Source organism: Enterocloster sp. OA13, assembly GCF_022440595.1.
Lineage (GTDB): Bacteria > Bacillota > Clostridia > Lachnospirales > Lachnospiraceae > Enterocloster > Enterocloster hominis.
The window spans coordinates 594762-619479 of record NZ_JAKNTF010000001.1 but is presented as its reverse complement, the minus strand read 5'-3'; the positions used below and the strand labels follow the sequence as shown (position 1 = coordinate 619479).

Here is a 24718-nt window from a genome sequence, read left to right as displayed (position 1 = left end):
GGGTATTGGGTAAATAGGGTAAAAAATAGGACTTAATCGGTAAAACCCTCAAATCAAGGTTTTCTGATTAAGTCCTATTTTATCGCATCCATACCTGCATCCGCTTATCCAGCTGGCGTACACACCGCCCTTTTCATAGCGTCCGTTTTCTCCCTGAACCGGGCTTCCGTCCCCATTGAGCCGGGCACGGTATAGTGTCATGACAGCGCCCTGGATTTCCTTCTGGGTGCGCACGTCTATTTTTGCAAATGCTGTCTTGGTATATTCATTCTGCATAAAATATTTCTGTACCTCATCCGTGTCATGAAGCACCAGTCCCATATGCTTTGACTGGATATATCCCTGGTCATACGGAACCCGTTCCTCCTGAAGGATGTACGCCCCAAAAGGAAGGCGAGCAATGGAGTGGACAGCCCCGGCGGTCTCGTCATTTCCATGGGAATCCGTGCTGCTATCTGTTATCCAGGATTCTTCCTTTGTGACCACATTTCCGCCCGTATAGTAAACCGGCAGGCCATTTTCATCATCTTTTGTGGTCTTGTCCTCATAAATGGTCTGTCCGGTTCCGGTTCCGTCATCCACCACCTGGATGGACTTTACCAGTTCTTTGTTCCCCTCCTCATCCGCGGTGTAGGCCAGCATGCGGCCATAATCGTCATAGACATAGGCCATGCCGGACCTGGAATCCGCATAGCACAGATGGTTGCCCTGCCCGTCCAACACGGACAGCTGGTCTGCAGCCGTGCCTGGCCTTGTGGCGGTCTGGTCAAGGTCATAGTAATACAGGCTGACCGGTTCATTCGGCACAATGACCGTGTCCCATACATCCGCCCCGGCTGGTCCGCTGTCCTGCCCGGTTATGCGGATTTCCCTGTGGGTGCCTGTATTTGTATCCTCTATACCTGATACCTTACCATTTTCCATTGAAACCGTTATCCCTTTATACGTATGTTCAGCAAGCTTCTCTACCTCCACGGCCCTGTAAAGTGAGAGCCTGGCGCCTGACACGGGTATGTCAAACCGGATGCCTTTTCCGGTAAAGGTTCCATCCATCTGATAGAGCGGCTTTACGCCTGCCATGGACTTTAACAGCTTCTCACTGCCCTCTATAATATGTTCTGAAAATTTATCCAATTCCTTTGTCACATATCCATACCAATCCCCGCTTTCAGCATCAAAGGAAATGTCCCTCACATCACCCCTTGCCTCCAGCTTCTCCTTACGCCCGCGAACCTGGTAGACCAGCAGGTCGCCTTCATCATTGACCGTGATATCACGGTCAAAACCACCGCTAAGCTCCGTCCGTCCCTGGGCGTCTGTCTTTTGGAGGATGTTCCGGTTCCCAACCAAAGAGTCCCCGTCTTCCACTTTATATAGTTCCAGCCTGGACGGATAATCCTCCACCTTTACTTGGCTTACTGTCTCTGTATGGAATTTGTCTGTCTCACCGGATACCGGGACTGCATACTGGTATTTCTCCGCTGTCCGCGGTTCCCAGCCACTGGTTGTACCGTCTGCATTCCTCCGTTCCCTGTAATAAGTCACATCATCCGAGTATATCTCAAAGGCTGCCGGACGGCTCCGGGTGTAACCCTTCGGGGCCTGGACCTCTACCAGTACATAAGCGCCCGCACCCAGAGGCTGATACAATTCAATATATCCAACCGGGACTTTCTGCACCTGTCCGTCCTTGATTATCTCCCGGATGGTGGAATATGCCCTGAAAATGCCGGTCTCATTTCCATCCTTATCTTCCTGCCTGATTAACTGGCTCTCATCATATTGGGGGATTCCCTCCTTATCCAACCGGATGGGCAGGTCATCCTCTGCCCCATTGTCCTGTCCGACCCTTGGATACATGATTTTATTACCGTCCGCATCCACCACGGTGTTTCCTTCCCAGTCCACCGCCTCCCCAAACAGCACATCACCTGTCCCGGCAACCGTATTCATGCCGCTTTTAGCCACATCACGTTTGGCAGCGTAAATCCGGAACAAAGCGCCGTCATGGATAATGTTGTCCCCGGTCTCCGCATCCAGCTTTTCAATCCGAAGCCTGGAACGGTAATATGCATCTTCAAAATCCTCCTGGGCAAATGCAACAAAATTAAAATCTTCCCCGCTTCCTGACGGGACAAGTGTCTCCACATTCCCATTATCCGGGTTCACCCGGTCCGTTGCCGGGGCCAGCACGGTCCAGGGCACCAGCATGGACGCAAACTTTCCGTCAATGGCTGTCTGCATTCCGGACATTGTAGGCACATTGTCCCTTACCTCCATCTGGCCGCTGTCCGTCTCATATCCGTCATAGACCACGTTGTCCATCATCCCAGCATCCTCACTTTGGGATGTGTATCCATGATAATAGGCTTTTACAGTGTCATTCTTCCCATCCATATATTCCGGATGGCAGGGCTTTGTGGATGTAAGGCTGTGTCCGGGTCTGCTATCCCGGTCCAGACCATATTTATATACTTCAAAATCACCGTCCTGTCCATGTGCTTGGATGATATGGTTTTCCTCATTAAAGCGTATTTTGTACTTTCTTATCAATTCCTCCGGGGTATCCGCGCTGTCATACCTGTAATAAGGGCTTCCTGTCTGGTCGTTGACATCTGTTTCACCGGTATTGGCGTCCTGGCTTATATCCGGGACAAAGGGAAGGATGATTTCCTTGGGATAATCCTTATTAAAATGCCGGTTTGCCAGCTCTTTATCCACATCCTCCGGTGTCTGTTCCGCTATGACATAGGTGCCATAGGGGAGCATGATGGAATGGTTGTAGTAATCATCCTTTCCATTCTTTGTATTGCACTGCAGCGTGGTCCTGTCACCGTCCGCACCTCCGCCCGGATCCTTATCCCAGGCAATTGCCAGGCAGCTGTCCAGACCTGTAAAGATATCCAGATAAGCGGCAGCCTCTCCCTCTGCCCTCAGAAGCGCTTTTTCATAGGCCGTATCACTGTTTAACCCAGGTTCTGCGGCAAGTATTTCCTTCTTATATCCATCTATGTCGTAGTAATCAATCGCAAACTGCCTGAGCACTGCGGCCGGATAACCTTCCCGGGTCTTTTTGTCTGCTGCATACATGGCATCAAAGAATTTTGTATAGTTATATGTTCCATCCGTGGCTCCGTCCATTGGTTCCAGCAGACGGCGTCCGCTGCCATCCATGGGCGGCAGATAGATTTTCTGTACGTCACCCCTGAAGTCATCCCTTCCTATGTATTGGGAAATAATGGTTCCTGACTCATCCACATAAATATGTTCCAGGTTGCTTTTTAAATATGCCTTGAATTTAAACTGGTTCAATATCTTCGCGCCCTGTTGGGAACTGTTACCGCCATTAAACAGGCCCAGAAATACGGTCAGAGGGTCATTATGCAGGGAACCATATGTGTTCACCCCATCATACGATGTCTGTGAAATATCTTTCGTGACTTTGACGGACTGCTTGATGACCCGCTGCAGGACCTGGATTGGTCTGGTTCCGGTATCCCCATCCTGTACAGGCTGGGTCTGGCCAGGGTAAAACAGTGCCTTGGCCACCATATAGCTGCCCGGCTCCATGACCGGAAGGGTTGCATATGTACTGACACCCGCTCCTGCTATATCGGTGAGATACTGGTTATAGGGCATTTCCATTCCATTATGGTCAATGGTTTTCCTGGGCGTAACTGCCCGGTATACAGTCCTCACAGACCGTGTAATCCTATCCCAATCTGTTGTATTTTCCACATGGATTGAGTATCTGCCTGTGCCTGCGTCATAGATTGCTTCCAATGGCACCAGTTGCTCATAGTCATGTGTTACTACCTCCTCTGCATAGTTAAATATCCGCTCCATGACAGGGATGGGGTTCCCTGAACTGTCTTTCAGGATTTCCCCCTTTCCATATGTCTCATAGATGGGCTGATATATGGTTTCAATCTGTTTTTCTATATCCTCTCCATATGTGATTTTATGGGTAATTGCCATTTTTTCTTTGATGGATACGGTTTTGCCCGATAAATTGAATCCGCCTTTCTGATATTCAATCCAGTACCTTACCTGGTCAGCCGGGCCTCCATCCACGGCAGCTTTTTTCTGGACATACAGACGCTGGTTCGCAAAATCGTATATGGCCGGGTAATCCTCACCGGATGCTGAATAGTCATACCGCAGGCGGGCATAATATGCCCCATCTTTATGATAAATGGAATCCACGGCCCCGCAGTCATAAAAGTTGTGGGCGGTAAACCAATCAAGGATTTCCGCAGCTGCCAGGGCATTGGTATTCCCGGACAGGTTCAGGTTAATCCAGGGGGATTCATCCATGACAGGCTTGTACTTTAGCTGGGATAACATTTCATTTACCTGTCCGGCCAGGTAATCCGCATCAATGGGCTGCCCCCATTGGCTCATGTCATCCGGCGCCGCCGTACCACTTGGATAAGGGGCCGTCCGGAAGCGGTAGTAAAGGATTTCCCCATAGGGAAGCTGTTTATCCGGACTGCTGTCCGTGGATGTATCCGGCTTAAGGAGCGGATTTCCATCCGGGCCTATTTTGTATTCCCCTCCCTTGGCGGTCTGATAGACCGGATTTCCATGTTCATCCAATTTGGGCTGAAGGGAACTTCCTGTAATAATCTGTTCCCTTTCATTCCTGCGCTCTGTATCCACACGGTAAAAATCAGTGCCTGCAGGATAGCCGCTGATAATGATGTCATAACCGTTTTCTGTCTTATAGTTTTCCACTATGAACTCATTCCAGGAACCGTCTGCATTCATGTTGTTATAATCAGAAAGTCCGCCTGCTATCCAGGCCTTCCCTGCTTCCCTTACCGTGGTCATTCCGGTCTGCGTGCGGTTACTTTCTGCAAGGGAAATGCCGTTAACAGACAATTCGTATCCCTCGGAACGGCTCAGTTCTTTTATATAATAATTTCCCAGGAGCAGTGGCCGTCCTATCCATTGATTGCCATTGACCTCTGCATTATCCGGATATGTGAAGGTCCCAAATCCTTCACTGGATGAGGTGATGGTTGAGCCGTTATACAGGTTCCCTGACCCGGTGTTTCCTTCCGGCGGCTTTATGTTGCCGTGCCCGTCCTGGCGGGTTGCAGGTTTCTCCGTACAGGTCAGGAACGAGGCATCCCCGTTCTTATCCGTTGTGGCAATTGACACTATATCGTTTTGATTGTATATGACACCTGACTTTCCATCCGGATGGATGATGTCCTGGGCCGCAAACAGACCATATACGGCGCCCTCCAGGGTTGCATCGCCCTGGGTCTGCCCAAAGCTGCTGTCAATATCCGCCTTATACAGTTCCAGGTCACGTTTATTAATATGAATGCGTCCTTCCGTACGGTGATTCCACACCTTGAAGGTGTAGAGGATGTGTCCTGGGTTCCCATAGGCTGAAACATCCATGGAATCCAGACTGTCTTCCATGAAGCCGGGAAGGGAGCCTGATATGGTGTCATCGTCCTCATGGGCGAATAGCGACGTCAGAAAACGTGTCAGAGCATTCTCTTTATCCTGTGGTTCCGGGTTTTGTCCCGCAATGCTTATGTCTGTTTCAATTGATGTCTGGATGGGATTTCTTATATATTCATACGCTTCATAGGATTCTCCCTGGTCTCTCTGGTCTTCCTCATCTTCATCCGATTCCTCATCTTCATCCATCATCATATCATCCCTTGATTCTGATGATGCGTTGTTATCCGTTGCAATGGAGGATGACAGGATGGTCTTGGCTCGGGCTGTTTTTGAAACCGCAGGTATTTCCTGACTTTTGTATGTAAGTCTGATGGGATTCTGTGTGTTATCCCTGAGATTCATTGTGTCATGACTTTTACTCACGGCAGTTCCGGCAAAATAATTTTTATCTTTGGAATGCGTGTTGTTATGATTTTCACTCTTGGGAACTCCGGTATCCTCACTTTTATTTTGATGATTCTGGGTATTGTGACCTTTAATTCCGGAATCCTGGACATCCTGATTTTCATTGTTGAAACCTCCTGATTCTTGGACAGCGCTTTGCATATCACTGTTGGTTTTATTCATTTTTGAGGTTCCGATTACCTCAATTGCAGGGGTTCGGCTTTCTTCGGTACCATATCTGCTACTTTCCATTTCTCCGGTTCTCAAGCTTCTGCTTCCATTTTCTTCGGTTGCCTGATATCTGTTTCCACTTCTATTTTCTTTTGTTTCCAGGATTCCATTTCCGTTTGCTTCGGCTCCCTGGCCTCCGCTTCCGCTAGATCTGGTTCCTTGGCTTCCGTTTTCATTTTCCCCGGTTCCCTGATTTCTACTTCCATTTTCTTCGGTTCCCTGACTTCCGCTTCCTCCGGTTCCTTGATTTCCACTTTCTTCGGCTCCCTGGCTTCCGCTTTCTCCAGTTCTCTGGCCTCCACTTCCGCCCTCTCCGTTTTCCTGGCTTCCGCTTTCTCCGGTTCCTGGGCTTCCACTTCCTTCCGTTCCTGGGCTTCCGCTTTCTCCGGTTCCTGGGCTTCCGCTTCCTTCCGTTCCTGGGCTTCCGCTTTCTCCAGTTCCTGGGCTTCCACTTCCTTCCGTTCCCGGGCTTCCGCTTCCTCCTGTTCCCAGACTTCCACTTCCTCCGATTCCTGGGCTTCCGCTTTCTCCGATTCCTGGACTTCCGCTTTCTCCGCTTCCCGGGCTTCCGTTTCCATTTAATCCAGTTCCCTGATTCCCACTTCCGCTTTCTTCGCCTCCCTGGCTTCCAGTTTCGCCGCTTCCCTGGCCTCCGCTTCCATCTTCACCAGTTCCCTGATTTCCGTTGCCATTTTCCCCGCCAGCCTGGCCTTCACTCCCAGCAATGCCGCTCTCTTTGGTGACATCCTCTCCGGTCATTTCAGTTCCAACAGCTTTTTTCTCATCTTTTTCTTCCATTACATTCACAATGCTTCTCAGTTCATCCACATCCTGCTCCTGCGCTTCCGGCGCCGGATACGTATAAAACCGTAAGCTGTTCATCCTATCCACTGCATGATATACAGGATTCAGCATACGGTTAACCATGCCAGCTTTATAATATCCGGTTACCACATTCCCGCCAGCCTGGGCTGAGGTAAGAATCACGGTTTCTATCTCTTTGTCATCATTATGTAATCCATGTAATATATAGCCAGTCCTGGCAGTTTTTTCCTGCAGATGATAACTGTATTCCAGATTGATATAATTCTCATAGGTCTGGTCCCGGTCTGCCAGCATGGCCTGCATGGCTTCCGGATTCTGGCCATGGTCATCCTCATTTTCATTCTGCACATGGAAATCACAAGTGGCTGCACACAACTCCTGCTCTGCCATCCACTGCTGACGCAGGCGTTCATTTTCTTCATCGCAGCTGCAGTCTTCCCCATCGCCTTCATCTTCTCCATCCCCGCCCTCATGGTCACACTCAATCCACTCCGGCGCAGGATGGCCCATACAATAAGTCTTACTGTAATTGTATTGCCTGACGTCACTATGGCTGGCCTGACCATTGGTATCCGTGTTGATGGTGTCACAGATATAGCTGCTTTCCGGCTCCGGCGACATACGGTTTATATATACTTCTCCTGTGGAACCATCAGGCTCTCCCTCCGTATATCCGTCTGTATTTATCTGAGAAAAATCAATATCTTCCCAGATATAGAAAGCCGTTCCTTCCAATGGTTGGTTGGTCTCAGCACAATACTTTTCAAGGTCTATGTTATAGTTGCTCTCAAATGTTTCAGAATGGCGGTATAATTCAAGTTGCAGTCCACCATTAGCGCTACCCGGTGCATCCGGTTCCACCTCAAAGGATGCACTGGATGGGCTATGGCCTAAATCCAATCTACCCATCTGTACCTGCAGTCCTGACGGCGGGTTAAAAATATAGGCGAAATATTTGTTATCTATACCTGGTACATCAGCTGAGGTTATGGTTCCTTTCGGTTCCTGTGAACCTCCATACTGGAACGTGATGCTGTTTCCGTCTTCTGACAATCGGTAAGTCCAATAGGTATCAGGAAATGTCCAGGTGGTATTTCCCAGCTGACGGCATGTACTTATATCCAAGGTCAGTTCATAATGTCCTTCTTTCAGGGACATTCCCTGCCTGGAACCATTCCATGACGGAAGGGTCCCATTGCCTGCATCATAATCATCCATACCCTGAATAATGGAATCCTTCATACTCTGGTAATATGTCATGACCCCAGGATTGCCCATGACAGCGGCAAACTTTTCCATGGCCTGTTCCTGAGCATCCCAGTCATCCTCGTATCCAGCAAGACACCCCCAATAATATACCTGCACCACACCATAACGGGATGCATCCGGGAAAGGCCCTTCCCACAACAGCCATTCATATGCCAGCACCATGGATAAATACCGTTCAAATGAGCCGATATACGGAACCGTCTGGCCTGGCTGGACCTCATACCGCGTATATGCGCAAGCGGTTCCATCCCACAACTTTTTTCCTGGTTCCAGGCAGAATGTGGCGCCGCCGTATGCCGAACCGACCTGATAAAAACTCATGGAATTATGCGTTTTTCCAAATACATTCAGTGGTTTTCCCTGAAAAACATAATATCTGGGAATGATATTGGCTACATCCATATCAGCAGCTTTGACTGATAATGAAACCATGATGGATGACAGCAGGAATACCACTGTCAGCCATAAGGATAAGGGACGCTTTAAACTCTTAATCCATTTCATTTTATACTCTTCCTCCTAAATAAAAGAACCATGGACTGTCCATTAAAAACAGCGCCATAGTTCTTTCAATCATCATTTATCATCTAGTAAATATTATTTTATATATAACTGGGACACATCATATCCATACTCCGTTATATATACGCCTGCTCCTGTCTCCTTCCATTTGGGATTCAGCATGTTCTTCTTATGCTTAGGAGAATTCAACCAGCCATCCACTACTTTCTTTGCAAAATCATAGACCGTATGTGCATTCAAATAACCGCGTCCGGCTAAGTTTTCCCCTGACGAGGAATGTGTTACCGTTATCGCTGTATCATAATATCTTCCATCGGGCCTGGTATGGGAGAAGGTCCCGTTTACCTCCTCAGCCCTCATCCTTGCATTTTCCATCAATTCATCATTCATGTCCAATGCATTCCTGCCCCTGGACTCCCTTTCTTCATTTACTAATTCCACAATCCCATATGCCAGTTCATAAGGGTCTATGGCTTCCAAAGGATTGGCTTGGCTGGATAGGGCCGTCCTGGTTTCCGCTATTTGGCTTTCTAAATCATTGATTGGAACCGAATCAGATGCCCAATCAGCCCGCTCCCCATTGATTGCCATGCCCGGATAATAATCTTTGCCGTCAGGTAATACGGTTATGCATATCTCGCCATCATACAGCGCTGCTCCATCCCCATTAACCGTTATCCCCTGGTCAACCGGGTTTAATGACAGATAACCGTTTTCATCAAAACAATAATTCTCCGCAAACCCATCGTGGTTCCCATCAACCCAGGCCCATGTCAAAAATGGATAACCCCCATCATCATTCTGCCACCAGCAGCCATTGCCGTCCTTCATCCACTGCCCCGCATAGACCGGCGCTGCCATTATCATTGCTGCCATCACGGTTAATACCGCCAGACGTTTTACCATAATCCTATCCTCCCTTCATTTTCAAAAGATGAATCAACTTCATACCGCACATTATCATCTCACAATAAATACCCTTATATATCGTTTTATGAATAAACTAACCAACTGCGCATCTATGGCATCTCTTATTCATTTTCAATCCAATAAAACGGAATGCGCCTAATAAAGAAAAAAGTAAACAGCCACAGCCGCCATTCCATACACACGATTGAAAACATCTATTGTCAAGGTTCTGTTCTCTTTGCAATTCCCTATATACCTGCCCTGTTCATTTACATACATGGAAATACTATTCAGAAAAAATATGAAATCTATAGATTTTAATACGACATCGAAAGATAGATTAGATTCATCGAATATAAGCCAAGCAACACATAATACCATAACGCAAATTGCCATAGCCTCAAATTGTCACTACATAGGTTGCCACTACAAAAACCTGCCACTGCATAAACCTGCCACTACATAAACCTGACGCTGCATAAACCTGGCGCTGCATAAACCTGACACTGCATAAACCTGACGCTGCATAAACCTGCCACATCATAAACCTACCGCTGTACAAGCCTGCCGCCATACATACCATTACACAAATCTGTCACCGCACAGACCTGCCAATTCACAGACCTTCTCCTCCCTTCATCCCCCTATTCTTTTATCATAACAATGCGAATAACAGCCGAACCGGCCAGCCAAATGAAACAATCCCTTGTTCCAAAGAAACTTCCACAGAGAACTCTGTGTGAATGAATATAGAATAGCACATCTGCAATCCCCAAGTCAAGACCGACTTTAATTTTTCTCCCGCTCTAATTCACCTCCCATTCTCTGTCTTAATTTTCACTATTCATATCCCACCTCATACTCCCCACCACAAAAAAACCGGCACCCAGATGCCTTCACAACACCCGGATACCGGTTTAAAACCATGATTATCCCATGGTATATTTCCTATCTATTTCCCTGAAGGAACTCATCAATACCCCTCGCTCCTGCGCGTCCTGCCTCCATGGCAAGGATTACGGTTGCGGCGCCTGTAACGGCGTCACCGCCTGCATACACGCCTTCCTTGGTGGTCTTTCCGTTGGCTTCGTCTGCAATGATGCATTTCCAGCGGTTAGTCTCAAGACCTTCCGTGGTGGAGCTTATAAGCGGGTTGGGGGATGTTCCCAGGGACATGATGACTGCATCCACGTCAATGGTGTAGTCAGAGCCTGGTATCTCCACTGGCCTGCGGCGCCCGGATGCGTCCGGCTCACCCAGTTCCATTTTCCTTACAACCATGCCCTTTACCCATCCATTATCATCGGTGAGGATTTCCACGGGGTTGGTCAGAAGGTTGAAAATGATTCCCTCTTCCTTCGCATGGTGCACTTCCTCCACACGGGCAGGAAGCTCTGCCTCACTTCTTCTGTATACAACATGCACTTCCGCGCCAAGACGGAGGGCTGTCCTGGCAGCATCCATGGCCACGTTTCCGCCGCCCACGACCGCTACCTTCTTACCCAGGTAAATGGGGGTATCGTAGTCATCCCTGAAGGCCTTCATCAGGTTGCTTCTGGTCAGGTACTCATTGGCTGAGAATACGCCGCTGGCATTCTCGCCCGGGATTCCCATGAACTTGGGAAGTCCTGCGCCGGAGCCGATGAACACGGCCTTAAAGCCCTCTTCATCCATAAGCTCGTCAATGGTCACTGACTTTCCGATGATGACATTCGTCTCAATCTCAACGCCCAGCTTCTTCACGTTCTCAATCTCAGGACGCACGACCCCTGACTTTGGAAGACGGAATTCCGGGATACCGTATGTAAGGACGCCGCCCGGCTCATGGAGCGCCTCAAATATGGTTACTTCATAGCCCATCTTGGCAAGGTCGCCTGCGCAGGTAAGTCCTGCCGGGCCGGAACCGATGACAGCTACCTTTAAGCCGTTGGTCTTCTCAGGTTTTGCAGGCACGAATCCATTTTCCCTGGACCAGTCCGCCACAAAACGCTCCAGCTTTCCGATGGAGATCGGCTCGCCCTTGATGCCGCGGATACATTTTCCTTCACACTGGCTCTCCTGAGGGCATACGCGGCCGCAGACAGCAGGCAGGGCACTGGACTCTGCGATGGTGTTGGCGGCGTCCTCAAACTTACCGTCCTTTACTTCTGCAATGAACTTTGGTATATTGATGGAAACCGGACATCCCTGGATGCACTTTGCATTCTTACAATTGATACAGCGCTGTGCCTCTTCCTGGGCTTCCTCCTGGTTGTATCCAAGACATACTTCCTCAAAATTAGTTGCCCTTACCTTCGGGTCCTGTTCCCTTACCGGTATCTTCTTTAATACGTCCATTATTCCTCACCTCCGCAATTTCCGCATCCGCCGTGGTGTGTTGCGCCCTCGCGCTGCCTGAGAATAGCCCTGCCTTCTTCTGTCTTATACATCAGCTGGCGCTTCATGGCCTGGTCGAAATCCACCAGGTGTCCGTCAAACTCAGGTCCGTCCACACATGCGAACTTCACTTCCCCGCCAACGCTCACACGGCAGGCGCCGCACATGCCGGTTCCGTCCACCATGATTGGGTTAAGGCTGACAATGGTAGGGATGCCCAGTTCCTTGGTGAGCCTGCACACGAATTTCATCATGATCATGGGTCCGATGGCAACACAGACATCATACTTCTTGCCTTCATTTTCAACCAGGTCCTTGATGACCTCGGTAACCATGCCCTTGCGCTCATAAGAACCATCATCTGTTGTTATGTAAAGATTGCCTGCAACTGCCTTCAGCTCATCTTCCAGGATTAACAGGTCCTTGGTCTTGGAACCCTCGATGACATCCACATCAATGCCATGTTCCTTCATCCATTTAACCTGTGGGTATACAGGAGCAGAACCAACGCCGCCAGCCACAAAAAGGTAGCGTCTCTTCTTTACTTCTTCCAGGTCTTCCTTGACGAATTCGGAAGGCTGGCCCAGAGGTCCCACGAAATCCTGGAAATAATCCCCGGCCTTAAAGCCTGCCATACGCTCGGTGGAAGCGCCCACTGTCTGGAATACAATGGTAACAAGCCCTTTCTCCCTGTCGAAATCACAGATGGTCAGCGGAATCCTCTCTCCTGCTTCATCCATCTTAACGATTACAAATTCACCTGGCTGGCAGGCTCTGGCTACACGCGGTGCTTCCACGTCCATCAGATAAATCTTGTCTGCCAGGCATTCTGCCTTAACAATCTTGTACATGGTTCTCCTCCTGATTTGTTAAAATGTTATATTCCTTAACCCACCTCAATGGTATAGCTCCTACTCCAGCTATCCCATCCAGGCAGGGAAATGATACCTTTCCTGTCCTTTAATTCACCCTTATAACCTTCTGACGCACAGAGTCCGTACCACGGCTCCAGGCAGACGAACGGGTGGGTCTTCTCCATGGTCCACACACCCAGATATGGGAAATCACTGCATTCCATGGTTACATATGGTCTACCGTCCAGAAGCAGGCTTACGCTGCTGACCTGGGCATCGTCAAATATATAGGTAAGGGCTGTGTCAAAGAACCCCTTTGTCAGCGGCACCCTTCCTTCCTGAAGCCCAAGCGTGCCCTGCAGCTCCCCTGACTCATAGCCTTCCGGCGTGGGCGCAAGATAATGAAGGCTGTCCTGATACTGCCCTTTCCTGCATCCCTGGCGGTTAAATTCAAAGGTGTAATCGTAAATGCTCCGTCCCTCCGGTACCTGGAACGCGGGATGTCCTCCCATCATGAACAGCATTTCCCCGGAATCCTGGTTGGTCACCTTCCACATCACTGTAATGGTGCGGCCTTCCAGCCGGTGTCCAATCTCCAGCTCGAAGTGGAATGGATATTTGGCAAATGTCTCAGGCGTATCCTTTAACCTAAACCAGCACTCATCCATGTCGCACAGCATCGGTTCAAACTCCATGTCCCTGGCAAATCCATGCTGGGTGGGCATGGCGTATTCTTTTTCTTCATGGATGTAGCTGCCCTCGTAGCATTTCCCCACAAAGGGAAAGAGGACAGGTGCATGACGGTCCCAGACAGCCGGGTCCGCGCCCCAGAGGATTTCCCTGCCGGCCTTCTTATCGTAAATCCTGGTCAGTTCCGCCCCGTGCCTTGCCACTGTAACTAAAAGGTCATCATTTTCCAATGTAAATAATGTTCCGTCCTGTTTCATATGGATTCCCCCATTCTGCTTGTGAGAATTTACTCCTGCATAAGCTTTATATTATCATTTTCCGATTCATGTTACAACTGGTTTTTCAAATATTTCTAAAAATTTTTTAGATTTTCGTCGTTATATACAATTTTTTTGGTTATTTCTTCCTTTGAAACTTCTGGAACGTGTAGCACAGATCAAAATACGTCTGCTCATCGCTCTCCTGGACCATCTCCCACGCCTCATCTTTTTCCAGATTATTGAAAAATGTATCTGCGTCATAGGTATAGTCGATGCGGGTCACATGGACCGTGTCCGCATGGGGCAGGAACTGCTCATATATGCTCAGCCCGCCGATGATATAGATATCATCCGTGTCATATGCAGAGAGCGTTTCTAATGCCTTAGCCATGCTGCCGCATACCTGTGCCCCTTTCACCTTATAATCCTCATTCCTGGACAGCACCACGTTCACACGGCTGCCCAGAGGCTGGCCCCCCGGCAGGCCTTCCAGTGTCTTCCTGCCCATGACCACCACCTTGCCCGCTGTTTCCCGCATCAGCATCTGCTGGTCAGCAGGGATGGTCACCAGGCCCCGTCCGTCTTTCCCAATGGCCCAATGCCTGTCGGCTGCTACAATGATGTTCATAGGGCCTGCCTCCTTGAATAGACTTTAAATTCATAGGTAAGTCCATTGTATTCCTGCATCTGGCTGCAGCTTGTGACTTCCCATTCCCCGGTCCTGTCCAGGTCCACAAAGTCCGTATCTGCCTCAAACACGTGGTGAATGCAGGTGACATATGCCTTACTGCAGTATGGAAGGAATTCCCTGTAAATCATCCCTCCCCCTATAATGAATATATCCTCCCCGGGATACTGTTTCAGGGTCTCAAGCACCTGGTCCGCATCATGGCAGACCGTCACGCCTTCAGGGCTGTACTCCCGGTTCTTTGTCAGGACAATATTGACCCGGTTCTTTAAAGGTTTCCCATCCGGAAAGCTTTCCAATGTCTTTCTTCCCATGACAACCACTTTTCCTCTGGTTGTCTCCCGGAAATACTTCATATCCCCCGGAAGATGGGTCAGAAGACCGCCGTTCTTGCCGATTCCCCATTTCTCATCCACTGCTACAATCAGATTCATCTATAGCCTCCTGTCCTCGGTTAGGTTTGAAACACGCCTCAGTCCGTCCCTTAAATGTCCGGCATGTTCCAGATTCAAACAAAAAGATTATAGCACGAAATGCAATGGAAAGAAAGATTTTCTACTTTTAATCATTGTATATCAGGGGCAACCTCTGCTATAATAGGCTCATTATTTGACTTAAGGAGAGATGTGCATGAGTTATTCAGATCAGATATTTATACAGAATTGCAGGGATATTTTAGATAACGGTGTGTGGGATACGGATTACGATGTACGCCCGGTCTGGGAAGACGGCACGCCCGCCCATACCATCAAACGCTTCGGCATTGTGAACCGCTATGACTTATCAAAGGAATTCCCGGTCATTACCCTTAGACGGACCGCCTTTAAGTCAGCCGTGGACGAGCTGCTGTGGATATGGCAGAAAAAGTCCAACAACATCCATGACCTGAACAGCCGCATCTGGGATTCCTGGGCAGATGAGGACGGCTCCATCGGCAAGGCTTACGGCTATCAGCTGGGCGTGAAGCACCATTATAAGGAGGGTGATTTTGACCAGGTGGACCGGATCCTCCATGACCTGAAACACAACCCCTTAAGCAGGCGCATCATGTCCAATATCTATAACCACCACGACCTTCATGAGATGAACCTGTACCCATGCGCCTACAGCATGACCTTCAATGTTTCCGGCAACACCCTGAACGGCATCCTGAACCAGCGCTCCCAGGACATGCTCACCGCCAACAGCTGGAATGTATGCCAGTATGCCATACTCCTCCACATGTTTGCCCAGGTCAGCGGCCTGGTGGCAGGGGAACTGGTCCATGTGATTGCAGATGCCCATATCTATGACCGGCATATCCCGATGGTGGAGGAGTTGCTGAAAAAGGAACCTTATCCAGGCCCCACCCTGGCCATGGACACCTCAATAACGGACTTCTACCAGTTTACCACATCCAGCTTCCGCCTGGAGAATTACCAGTATCATGCATTTGAACATAAGATTCCTGTTGCAATCTGATTTTTAAGATAGTAAGGGCGCTGTGCGGCCGGCAAAGGTGGAAATCCCACCGAAGGGCACAGCGCCTTTTTATTATATAACCACCTCTGTGCTGACAGCATATCCCTTCCCCCGCCAAAGGAGGGGGCACCGCACATATTTGCCGAACTCCCCATCCCGTCTTTTCTCAGAAAAGCCCTTCATTCTTCTGTTCCAGCACCTTGATTGCATGATAGAACATCTCATTATACGGGGTAGCCACTCCCAGCTCCCGGCCCATACGGACCATTGTCCCCCCAAACATCTCCACTTCCGTCCTGCGTCCGGCCTCGATATCCTGAAGGGTGGATGGTTTATTCCCCGGCGGCACCGCCTCAAGGACCCTGACCTGTTTTGCCATGTCCTCCTCGGTCAGGCTGATACCCTTTTTCCCTGCAACGGCAATCACCTCACGCATCAGGGCTTCCCGGATGAAGTTGGCATGCTCGCTGACGCACCATGCCCCATAGGAAATACCCAGCACGGCCGCGCTCTGGTTTTCACTGACATTGCACATATATTTGAACCAGATGGCGCGCTCCATATCCTCCGGGATGACGCAGCGGATGCCTGCTGATTCAAACAGTTCCCTGACAGCCCGTACCCGGGGCGTGATGACCGTATTCCTCTTTTCCCCAAATTCAATCCTGGCAGCGTCCGGTTTAAAGGAAGCCTGTCCGTCCTTCATGACCACGCTGACCTTGGCCAGGGAATACAGGATGTTATCCCAGCCATAATGGGACGCCACCATATCCTCTGCCTCCACCCCGTTCAGGGGAGCCATGATGAGGGTGTCCGGGCCAATCTGGTTCTTAATATCCTGTATTGCCTGGGAAAGGACCGGGAATTTTGTAATGATAATGGCCAGATCCGGATAATCCCCACCACAGTCCTGGTCCGGGGAAACGATATGGAAATGATAATTCACCCCATTGACCGTGACCCCGTCCCTTTTAAGCCTCTCCTTTCTTTCCCCTCCTGCAATGATGCGCAGCCTGTCCCCCAGAACCTTCTGCAGCTGGAAGGCAAAAAAACTTCCGATTGCCCCCAGCCCTATGATGGAAACTGTTTTAATTGGTTTATGATCAGTCATAACCGCAACCCCTTTCTATTACACTTCAATGCCCTGCTGAAGGGCCAATGAATAAATCACCCGCTCCTTCACCTTCTTTCCTGTAAGCTGGGTCAGGGCCCGCTCATAATAATCCAGCTGGACCCGGTAACGCGCGGCCAGCATGGCCGCGCCCTGCTCCCTGTTTTCCTTTGGCACATGGTCCGTCTTATAGTCAATCAATACCAGCCCGTCCGGCTCTTCCAGATAGGCGTCAATGATTCCCTGGATCAGCACCAGCTCATCGGAATCCCCGCGCCCCATATCCCTGGCCGGTATGCCGATGATAAACTGCTGTTCTTTGTGGATGCGTCCCTCTGCCTGGGCCTGGGCCATGCGTCTGCCAAGAGGGCTTTCAAGAAACGCCCATATATCCCCGGCGCGGATGAATCCTCTTGTCTCCTGGTTCAGATAGCCCTGTTCCACCAGCGTCTCAAGTGCCGCTTCTGTTTCCTCCAGGCTTTTTATATCATGGAAGGATATGTGCTCCAGCGCAGCATGATAGGCGGTTCCCCTTAATGCGCCGCGGCTGGGTGTTCCAGGCTGGATCCGGCCGGAATCCGGGACTGCCGGGACTTCCGGTCCGGGCCTTTTTTGCGGCTGTGTGGGCGCGTCCGGCTGCTTTAATTGCTCCGACCAAGCGTCTCCGGCTGGCTGCTTTAGATGCTCCTGTCCAGTCCCTCCGGCTGGCTGCTCCAGATGCTCCTGTCCAGTCCCTCCGGCTGGCTGCCCCGGATACTCCTGCCCGGCACCTCCAGCCAACTTCCCCAGGTACTCCAGCCCCACACCCTCCGTCTCCACATTTCCAGTTCCAATCGTGTCCTCAGACCGCCCGATCTGGCTCTGTTTCTTAAGTTCGGATACGGATACCATGGCATACAGCCCTGTATCATCCATATGGGGATACCTATAATTCACTGCCGCTTCCAGCCGCTCCCCAAATTCCCTGTCATAGACCTGATTCCTGTCCACTGCCAGTAAATCCTCCCTGGTCATCTGCCTCACAATCTGACGGCCCACTTCCTCGCCCACCAGCTCCCTGACCTGGATACATTGCAGCTGCATGTGGTCATCCGGGATAGCTGGTTTAGCCATCAGAAGCCAGTCCAGGCAGGAGCCTGCCGATGACAGGATTGTATAAGGAATCTGGCCGTCCATTGCCAGGCTGTCCTGCCATTTGGCCAGCTTGGCCTCCAGGGAGCGGTCCGTGGCAGTCATGATAAGCTTCTCCTTGGCCCGTGTCATGGCAACATACAGCACCCGCAGTTCCTCACCCATGGTCTCCAGCTCCATACGCCGCTTCAGTGCCTGCTTCTTAAGCGTGGGCGCCTTTACCCTCAGGTCCAGGTCCAGGTAATCAGCCGCCACCCCCAGGTCCGCATCCAGCAGTATCCGGCCATAGGCGTCCTGCTTATTAAAGCGTTTCCCCATTCCGGACAGGAATACCACTGGGAACTCCAGGCCCTTGCTCTTATGGATGCTCATGATACGGACCGTGTTATCCTGCTCCCCTGCCGTAGCCGCCTCCCCGAAATCCGTATCAAACTTCTTCAGCCTTTCAATATAACGCACAAAATGAAACAGCCCCTTATAGCTGGTGGCCTCATAGGCAGCCGCCTTTTCCACCAGCATATCAAGGTTGCCCCTTCTGGTCTCCCCGGCAGGCATGGCAGATACATAATCATAATACCCGCTGTCCCTGTATACACGGTACAGCAGCTCGTGAATCGGCAGATACCTTGCTTCCCGGCGCAGCCCATTTAAAAGGCCGGACAGATGGGAAAGCTTTTTCCAGATGGACGCCGCCGCTTCCCCCGGCACCTTATGGAATGTTCCAGCTTCAGCCTCCATCCACATGGACCAGGCCCCGTACACACCCCTGTCCTGTCCTTTTTTACTGTTTTTCTTAAAGGCAGCCACCATCCAGGCCATTTCCTCATCGCTCATGCCCACAATAGGCGAGCGCATCACGGCTGCCAGCGGAATGTCCTGCATGGGGTTGTCAATCACTGACAGCAGGCTCAATATGGTCTCCACCTCCACGGTGTTAAAATACCCGGTCCTGGTCTGGGCGCTGGCAGGAATCCCTTCATTCATAAGCACATTGACAAAGACCTCCGACCATCCGGTCATGCTGCGCAGGAGGATTACGATATCCCCCAGCCTGGCCCTGCGGTAAGCCTCCTTTTCCTTATCCCAGACCATAAGGCCCTCATCACCGCTGACCAGCTCCCGGATGCGCCTGGCCGCCATCCGGGCTTCCAGTTCCCTTGCCGTGTAATCCAGGGCATCCTCATCCAGCTGCTTTAATGACTCAGACCCGGTATCCACTAACAGCAGCTCCGTGGGCGTACCTGCGGACAGGGCACCGCCTTCCTTTTCCCAGTCCATTCCGGTAACTGTATCCGGCCCGACGTCCTTGAATACGGCCCCCGGATACAGGGCCGTATCCCTGGTGTACGTGATTCCGCCCAGATTCTTTGTCATTATCTGGTAAAATACACCATTGACACTGGTAAGCACCGACTCCCTGCTGCGGAAATTCTGCTGCAGCTCAATCATCTGGTACTGACCGCCCGCGGATGCATAGGATTCATATTTTTCCATAAATAATTCAGGACGGGCCAGACGGAACCGGTAGATACTCTGCTTCACATCGCCTACCATGAACACATTGGGATGTCCGTACCGTTCCCTGGAAATGCTGGTAATCAGGGCTTCCTGGACATAGTTGCTGTCCTGGTACTCGTCCACCAGGATTTCTTCATACTGTCGGCTCAGCTCATCCGCCACAGGGGACGGGCGGCGGGCAGCCCCTTCGTCCTCCCCTTCCTCCCAATCCGGATCCTTCTCCAAAAGCACTTCCAGTGCCAGGTGCTCCAGATCATTGAAATCCAGCACGTTCCGTTCCTTTTTGGCTGCCCGGTATTCATTGTCAAACCGTTCTGTCAGCTCCAGCAGCTTCTGTATCACTACCCTTGTCCCCCGGATGCTTTCCACCACCTCATCAGGACTCTGGGAACCGTAAAGCTCCCTGCATTTGCCCACGGCCTTCTTGACCCGGTCGCGGCAGGCCGTGACAAAGGATTTCTTATCCCCGTCAATCTCCTTGCTGCGGATGGAGGCCAGGCGGTCAAAGCTCATATTTAAAAGGCGCTGGTAGAGCTGTTCATACCGCCCTTCACAGGCAGCTGTCCCGATGGCCTGGATTTTTGCCCTGTCACTCATAAGCATGGGCTCGTAGGCCAGGGGACCGTTTTCCTCCCTGCACACCTCAAGGGCAGTATCCAGCTGTCCTCCAAGTTCCTCCATCTGACGGGCCGTATCCTTAAACAGGAACCTCATCCAGGGACTTTTCTCCATCTCCTTAAGATTCTCCTCATCCAGTTCCCGCCTGCACGCCTTAAGCCAAAGGGAGGGCCATGGATGGCTCTGGGAGAACTGCCATGCCTGGAGGATTACATCCTCAATCCCCTTGTCGGACTTCCCGCGGCCAAAATGCTCCACGAAACCGGCAAATGCCTCATCGCCCTCCTCATAACAGGCTTCCAGCATTTCCCCCATCACATCCCCCCTTAGGAGGGACAACTCCCCTTCATCCCCGATACGGAAGGAAGGATCTATGTCCAGGCTGTTAAAATGATTCCGGATGATATTCAGGCAGAAGCTGTCAATGGTGGTAATCATGGCCTGGGGTATGAGGGCTGCCTGAAGCCACAGATGCTCATCCTCAGGATGCTCCTTAAGCTTCTTCTCCACCGCGGCCCCAATCCTCTCCCGCATCTCAGCCGCAGCCGCATTGGTAAATGTCATTACCAGCAGCTGGTCAATATCCAAAGGATGGTCACCCCCGCTTATCATCTGGATGATACGCTCCACCAGGACCGCTGTCTTGCCGCTGCCGGCTGCCGCGGACACCAGAAGGTTGCGGTTCCTGCTGTCAATTACCTGCTGTTGTTTTTCAGTCCATTTTACTGCCATCGTTCTCCTCTTCCTCCACCGGCGATATTTGCGCCCAGATATCCTCAGGCTTAAGCCCGGCCAGCCTGCGGTAGCCATAGCCCGCCGTCTTGGTGTCAAAACCGCATACAGCGTGGTACGGACAGTAGTCACAGGCTGTCCTGGACGCCTGCTTATAAGGCTTCAGGCCGATATTTCCCTTCAGTATATCCTTTCCCGCTTCCTGAAGCTTATGATTCACAAACCTGCGCAGGTCCTCAAACCGCCTGGTACTGGCAACACTGGAGCGGCTCTCCTGGACATATCCGTCCTTGATGGCCACGGGTATCACATCTGACTCTTTCTGGATATCCCTGTCCAGATGGTTGATAATATCCAGTTCGCTGTTCACCAGCCCGTTCATCCTCAGCTGGCGCAGGATCTGCTTCTCAATCTCCTCCACGGTCATCCCCTCCTGCTTATCAGCCAGAGGGTCATTGATATGATAATAGAAAATGCCGGCCGGAACCACTTCCTTATCCGGGTGGTTCCTCTCCTCCATCTCCACGGCAGCATCCATATAGACCACCAGCTGTAACTGCAGTCCATAGTACAGGGCAGCCAGGTCAAAGGAGGTGGTGCCTGATTTGTAATCAATGATTTTCACATATACGTGCTGCTCATCCTCACACAGGTCCAGCCGGTCAATCCGCCCCCGAAGCTGCAGTTCCTCATCCTCGGAAAGGCTGATGCGCATGGCCTTCAGGTTATCAATGGCTGAGAAGGAGACCTCAAATCCCGTGGGTTCAAAATCCCCCTTCTTCACCTGCTCGGCCAATGCCCATATGGTCCTGTCCGTAATCCGCTCCACCCTGCCTGCCAGATAGGCATTGCGCGCTGAACTGGCCATGATGGTGTTGCCGTATTCTTCCGTGACCCGGGCAACGCATTCCTTTACCAGCTGTTTCCGGCCTTCCTCCGTGAGGCCGCGCCAGTCCTGTCCCCTCTCCTTCATCACTGCAAAGCACCTGTCAATGGACTGGTGGAACAGGTTGCCCATATCCACTGCCTCCAGCTCATATTCCTGGCGTTCCATCAGTTCCAGGCCGTATTTGAGGAAATGGGCATAGGCGCAGGATGCAAACTGCTCCAGCCGTGTGACGCTCCCCTGAAGGGACTGCCCGTAAAGCGCCCTGGCCGCCGCCCGCCCTATCCCTCTCTCCTCATAGGAATAAAAGGCCGCATCCACCAGCTGTCTTACCTTTTCCCTGTGTTCATCGGAACAATAAAAGTAACGGTACAGTTCCATGAATGCATTTTCCTCTGCATCCCGGCCTTCCGGTGCCTTGGCATGTTCGCCTTCCTTCTCTTCCCGGAGCTTCCTTAATCCGTCTATGAGCATTTCCCTTCCGTCCCTTACCGTGCGCACAGGCCAGTCCACGGATTCTTCATCCTGCACGGCAATTCCCGGGAACAGCTTCTCCACCTCGCCAATCAGGCTGGAAGGCCTCTGGCTCTTCCCCTCCGATGACATGCCCGCATAGGTCAGCACCAGACGGCGGGAAGGTTTTGCCATCATCAGGTACAGGTAGAACTTCTGGATGCATCCATCCTCCCTGGCCGTGGGCGCCAGTTCCATGTTGAACTCCTTAAACACCGCCCTGTCCCTGTCCGTAAGAAGGCTGGCGCCGCTCTTTCTCTGGGGAACCGTACCTTCATTGACACCCACAAAGAAAAGCACCTTCACATCCTCCAGACGGCTTCTTGTGATATCCCCCACCATGACCTGGTCAATGGTGGCCGGTATGACGCCCACCTTGATTTCACCGAATCCGGCATCCAATATCTGGGGATAATTCTTCATATCCGTCTTTTCAGCGCCCAAAAGGCCCTCCAGCCGCTCAAAAAGCTCCAGTACCCTGTCATATACCTGGGAATACTCCCTGGCCAGGTTCTCATCTCCCGGATTGCCCCTCCCGCGGAAAAATTCACTGTAATCCTCCAGCTTACCCCGCAGTCCCATGCGCTCCAGATATTCCCTGAGCGCCGCGGTCACGGACCCGATGGTGGCCCCCTCCTCCTTAAACGCTTCCCTGAGGGGGCGCAGGGGTTTAAGAATCCACTGGCGGTACGCGTTCAGCTCCTTAAGGTTCAGCTTCTCGCCTCCCCGGCAGGGTTTTTCCCACTGGGATTCCCAGCGCTTCCAGCCCCGGATTCCCAAGGCCCTTACATAATTCTCCAGCCGGTCCGTCATCAGCCCGGCATGTTCCCTGGAGCCGTCAAATTCCGCAGCGTCCTCCGGCTGTCCGGCGTTTTCAAGAGATCTCAGGTTCCCAAAATCCAGCACGTCCCCGGCTTCTGATACATCCCCGGCTCCCGGCACATCCCCATCCTCCGCCCGGTCATACACCAGCCCGGTCTTCAGATACCGGAACACGCTCTCATAAGAAAAATCCCGGATGGTCTCCAAAGCCGCCCGTATCAGCTCCACCAGCGGATTCTCCATGATACTCTTCTTATCATCCAGGAAATACGGGATTCCCGCCTCATCAAACTGATGGGCCAGCTCCCTTCCATAGGAAGCCAGGTCGCCTGTAATCACAGCAGCGTCCCGGTAGCGCAGCCCTTCCTCCTGAACCATCTGCTCAATCCGGCTGCACACATAAGCAGCCTCCCCGGCCGGACCACGGCTCTTATATATCACCACATGGTCCGCGGGCCTGTCCCAGACATTTCCATAATAACGGTACAGGTTCTGCTCCATGAAATCCAGGTCCGGGCTTTCCAAGAACCGCCATGCAGGCCTGCGGCTGCAGATAACATCCGGTTCCTTGGCAATCCCATGGTGCCTTGCCATGTAATCCAGCCTGCACACCGTGTGCTTCCCCATGTAGAACAGGTGCTGGATGCTGCCCTCCTGATAGGCATTGGCCCTTGGGTCAATGGTCACGGAACACAGCACCTTCCTGGCATGGAGCAGGAACAGTTCCACCAGCCTGTACTGCACCGGGGTGAATCCCGTAAAACCGTCCAGAAGGATGACGCTGTCCTTGAGGACTTCCCATTTCGGCAGTTCCCTGCACAGGATATCCAGTATCTCCTCAGCCGTGATGTAATGCTCCTCTATATACTGCCTGAACCCGCTGTAAATCAGCTCCAGGTCCTCCAGCTTCTGCTTTAAAAGGGGGCTTCCGGCCTCCCTCATCACATCTCTGAGCATATCCGGCGTGATGCCGTACTGGTACAATTCCGATATCTGGGATTTCAGCTGATTGATAAACCCGGACTGCTCCAGATGATGGCCGTACAGGCCCAGCTTCGACCGCTTCATGCCGGCTACCTTGCGGATGACCATGGACTTGCCCATGTCGTCCAGCACCACGGGAAGGCTGACCCCCAGATCCTCAAACACCCGGTAAGCCAGACGCTTAAAGCTCAGGATGTCAATATTCATCACACCGTGCCGCGGGTGAAGGCGTATGATTTCCTTTTGGGTCTGCATGGTGAACTGCTCCGGCACCACCACCAGATACTGTGTGTCCGGATGTTCCATGGACTCCCTGATTGCCGTTTCGTACAGGTATCTTGTCTTTCCTGAACCGGCTCCTCCCAATATGAACTGTAATGCCACTTTCTCTCTCTCCTTCATTCTCATGGGACAATGAAAATCTCTCATATTTCCCTAGTTGCCATCATA

General features: G+C 51.4%; 10 protein-coding genes and 1 pseudogene. 1 reads left to right on the top strand and 10 read right to left on the bottom strand.

Going from position 1 to position 24718, the window contains the following annotated elements; all coding sequences use genetic code 11:
- Window positions 1–90: 90 nt before the first annotated feature.
- The 7 genes and pseudogenes from MCJ35_RS02795 to MCJ35_RS02765 all read right to left on the bottom strand — a co-directional run.
- Window positions 91–8697, bottom strand: a pseudogene (locus MCJ35_RS02795) (SrtB family sortase); the annotation flags it as partial.
- A 93-nt stretch (window positions 8698–8790) separates the two neighbouring features.
- The gene (locus MCJ35_RS02790) at window positions 8791–9621 is read right to left on the bottom strand and encodes a CAP domain-containing protein (RefSeq protein WP_025483121.1); all 831 of its coding nucleotides are present in this window, start codon (window positions 9619–9621) and stop codon (window positions 8791–8793) included.
- Window positions 9622–10572: 951 nt separating this feature from the next.
- Window positions 10573–11961 (bottom strand): NADPH-dependent glutamate synthase, encoded by a 1389-nt coding sequence (gene gltA / locus MCJ35_RS02785; RefSeq protein ID WP_025483123.1) that lies wholly within the window; start codon window positions 11959–11961, stop codon window positions 10573–10575.
- Entirely contained in the window at window positions 11961–12851 is an 891-nt protein-coding gene (locus MCJ35_RS02780; RefSeq protein ID WP_025483124.1) for a sulfide/dihydroorotate dehydrogenase-like FAD/NAD-binding protein, read from the bottom strand. The genes gltA and MCJ35_RS02780 overlap by 1 nt, the downstream gene beginning before the upstream one ends.
- 35 nt (window positions 12852–12886) lie before the next feature.
- Window positions 12887–13801, bottom strand: a complete 915-nt coding sequence (locus MCJ35_RS02775) for an aldose 1-epimerase family protein (RefSeq protein ID WP_025483126.1) — start codon at window positions 13799–13801, stop codon at window positions 12887–12889.
- Window positions 13802–13940: 139 nt separating this feature from the next.
- Window positions 13941–14432, bottom strand: a complete 492-nt coding sequence (locus MCJ35_RS02770; protein WP_008721873.1) for a dihydrofolate reductase — start codon at window positions 14430–14432, stop codon at window positions 13941–13943.
- A complete protein-coding gene (locus MCJ35_RS02765; RefSeq protein WP_008721872.1) occupies window positions 14429–14926 on the bottom strand; it encodes a dihydrofolate reductase in 498 nt (165 codons plus the stop codon). The genes MCJ35_RS02770 and MCJ35_RS02765 overlap by 4 nt, the downstream gene beginning before the upstream one ends.
- A gap of 196 nt (window positions 14927–15122) precedes the next feature.
- On the opposite strand from MCJ35_RS02765, the gene thyA reads away from it, so the two are divergent.
- On the top strand, window positions 15123–15953 hold the full coding sequence (thyA, locus tag MCJ35_RS02760; protein ID WP_025483127.1) for a thymidylate synthase: 831 nt from the start codon (window positions 15123–15125) through the stop codon (window positions 15951–15953).
- Between the two features lie 166 nt (window positions 15954–16119).
- Here thyA and MCJ35_RS02755 read toward each other — a convergent pair whose 3' ends face one another.
- The 3 genes from MCJ35_RS02755 to MCJ35_RS02745 are packed head-to-tail and all read right to left on the bottom strand — an operon-like array spanning window position 16120 to window position 24697.
- Window positions 16120–17064: a ketopantoate reductase family protein gene (locus MCJ35_RS02755; protein WP_025483128.1), complete on the bottom strand. Its 945-nt coding sequence runs from the start codon at window positions 17062–17064 to the stop codon at window positions 16120–16122.
- Window positions 17065–17082: 18 nt separating this feature from the next.
- Window positions 17083–21063 (bottom strand): helicase-exonuclease AddAB subunit AddA, encoded by a 3981-nt coding sequence (addA, locus tag MCJ35_RS02750; RefSeq protein ID WP_025483129.1) that lies wholly within the window; start codon window positions 21061–21063, stop codon window positions 17083–17085.
- The gene (locus MCJ35_RS02745; RefSeq protein WP_240299343.1) at window positions 21044–24697 is read right to left on the bottom strand and encodes a PD-(D/E)XK nuclease family protein; all 3654 of its coding nucleotides are present in this window, start codon (window positions 24695–24697) and stop codon (window positions 21044–21046) included. Before MCJ35_RS02745 ends, addA begins: the two co-directional genes overlap by 20 nt.
- Window positions 24698–24718 lie beyond the last annotated feature (21 nt).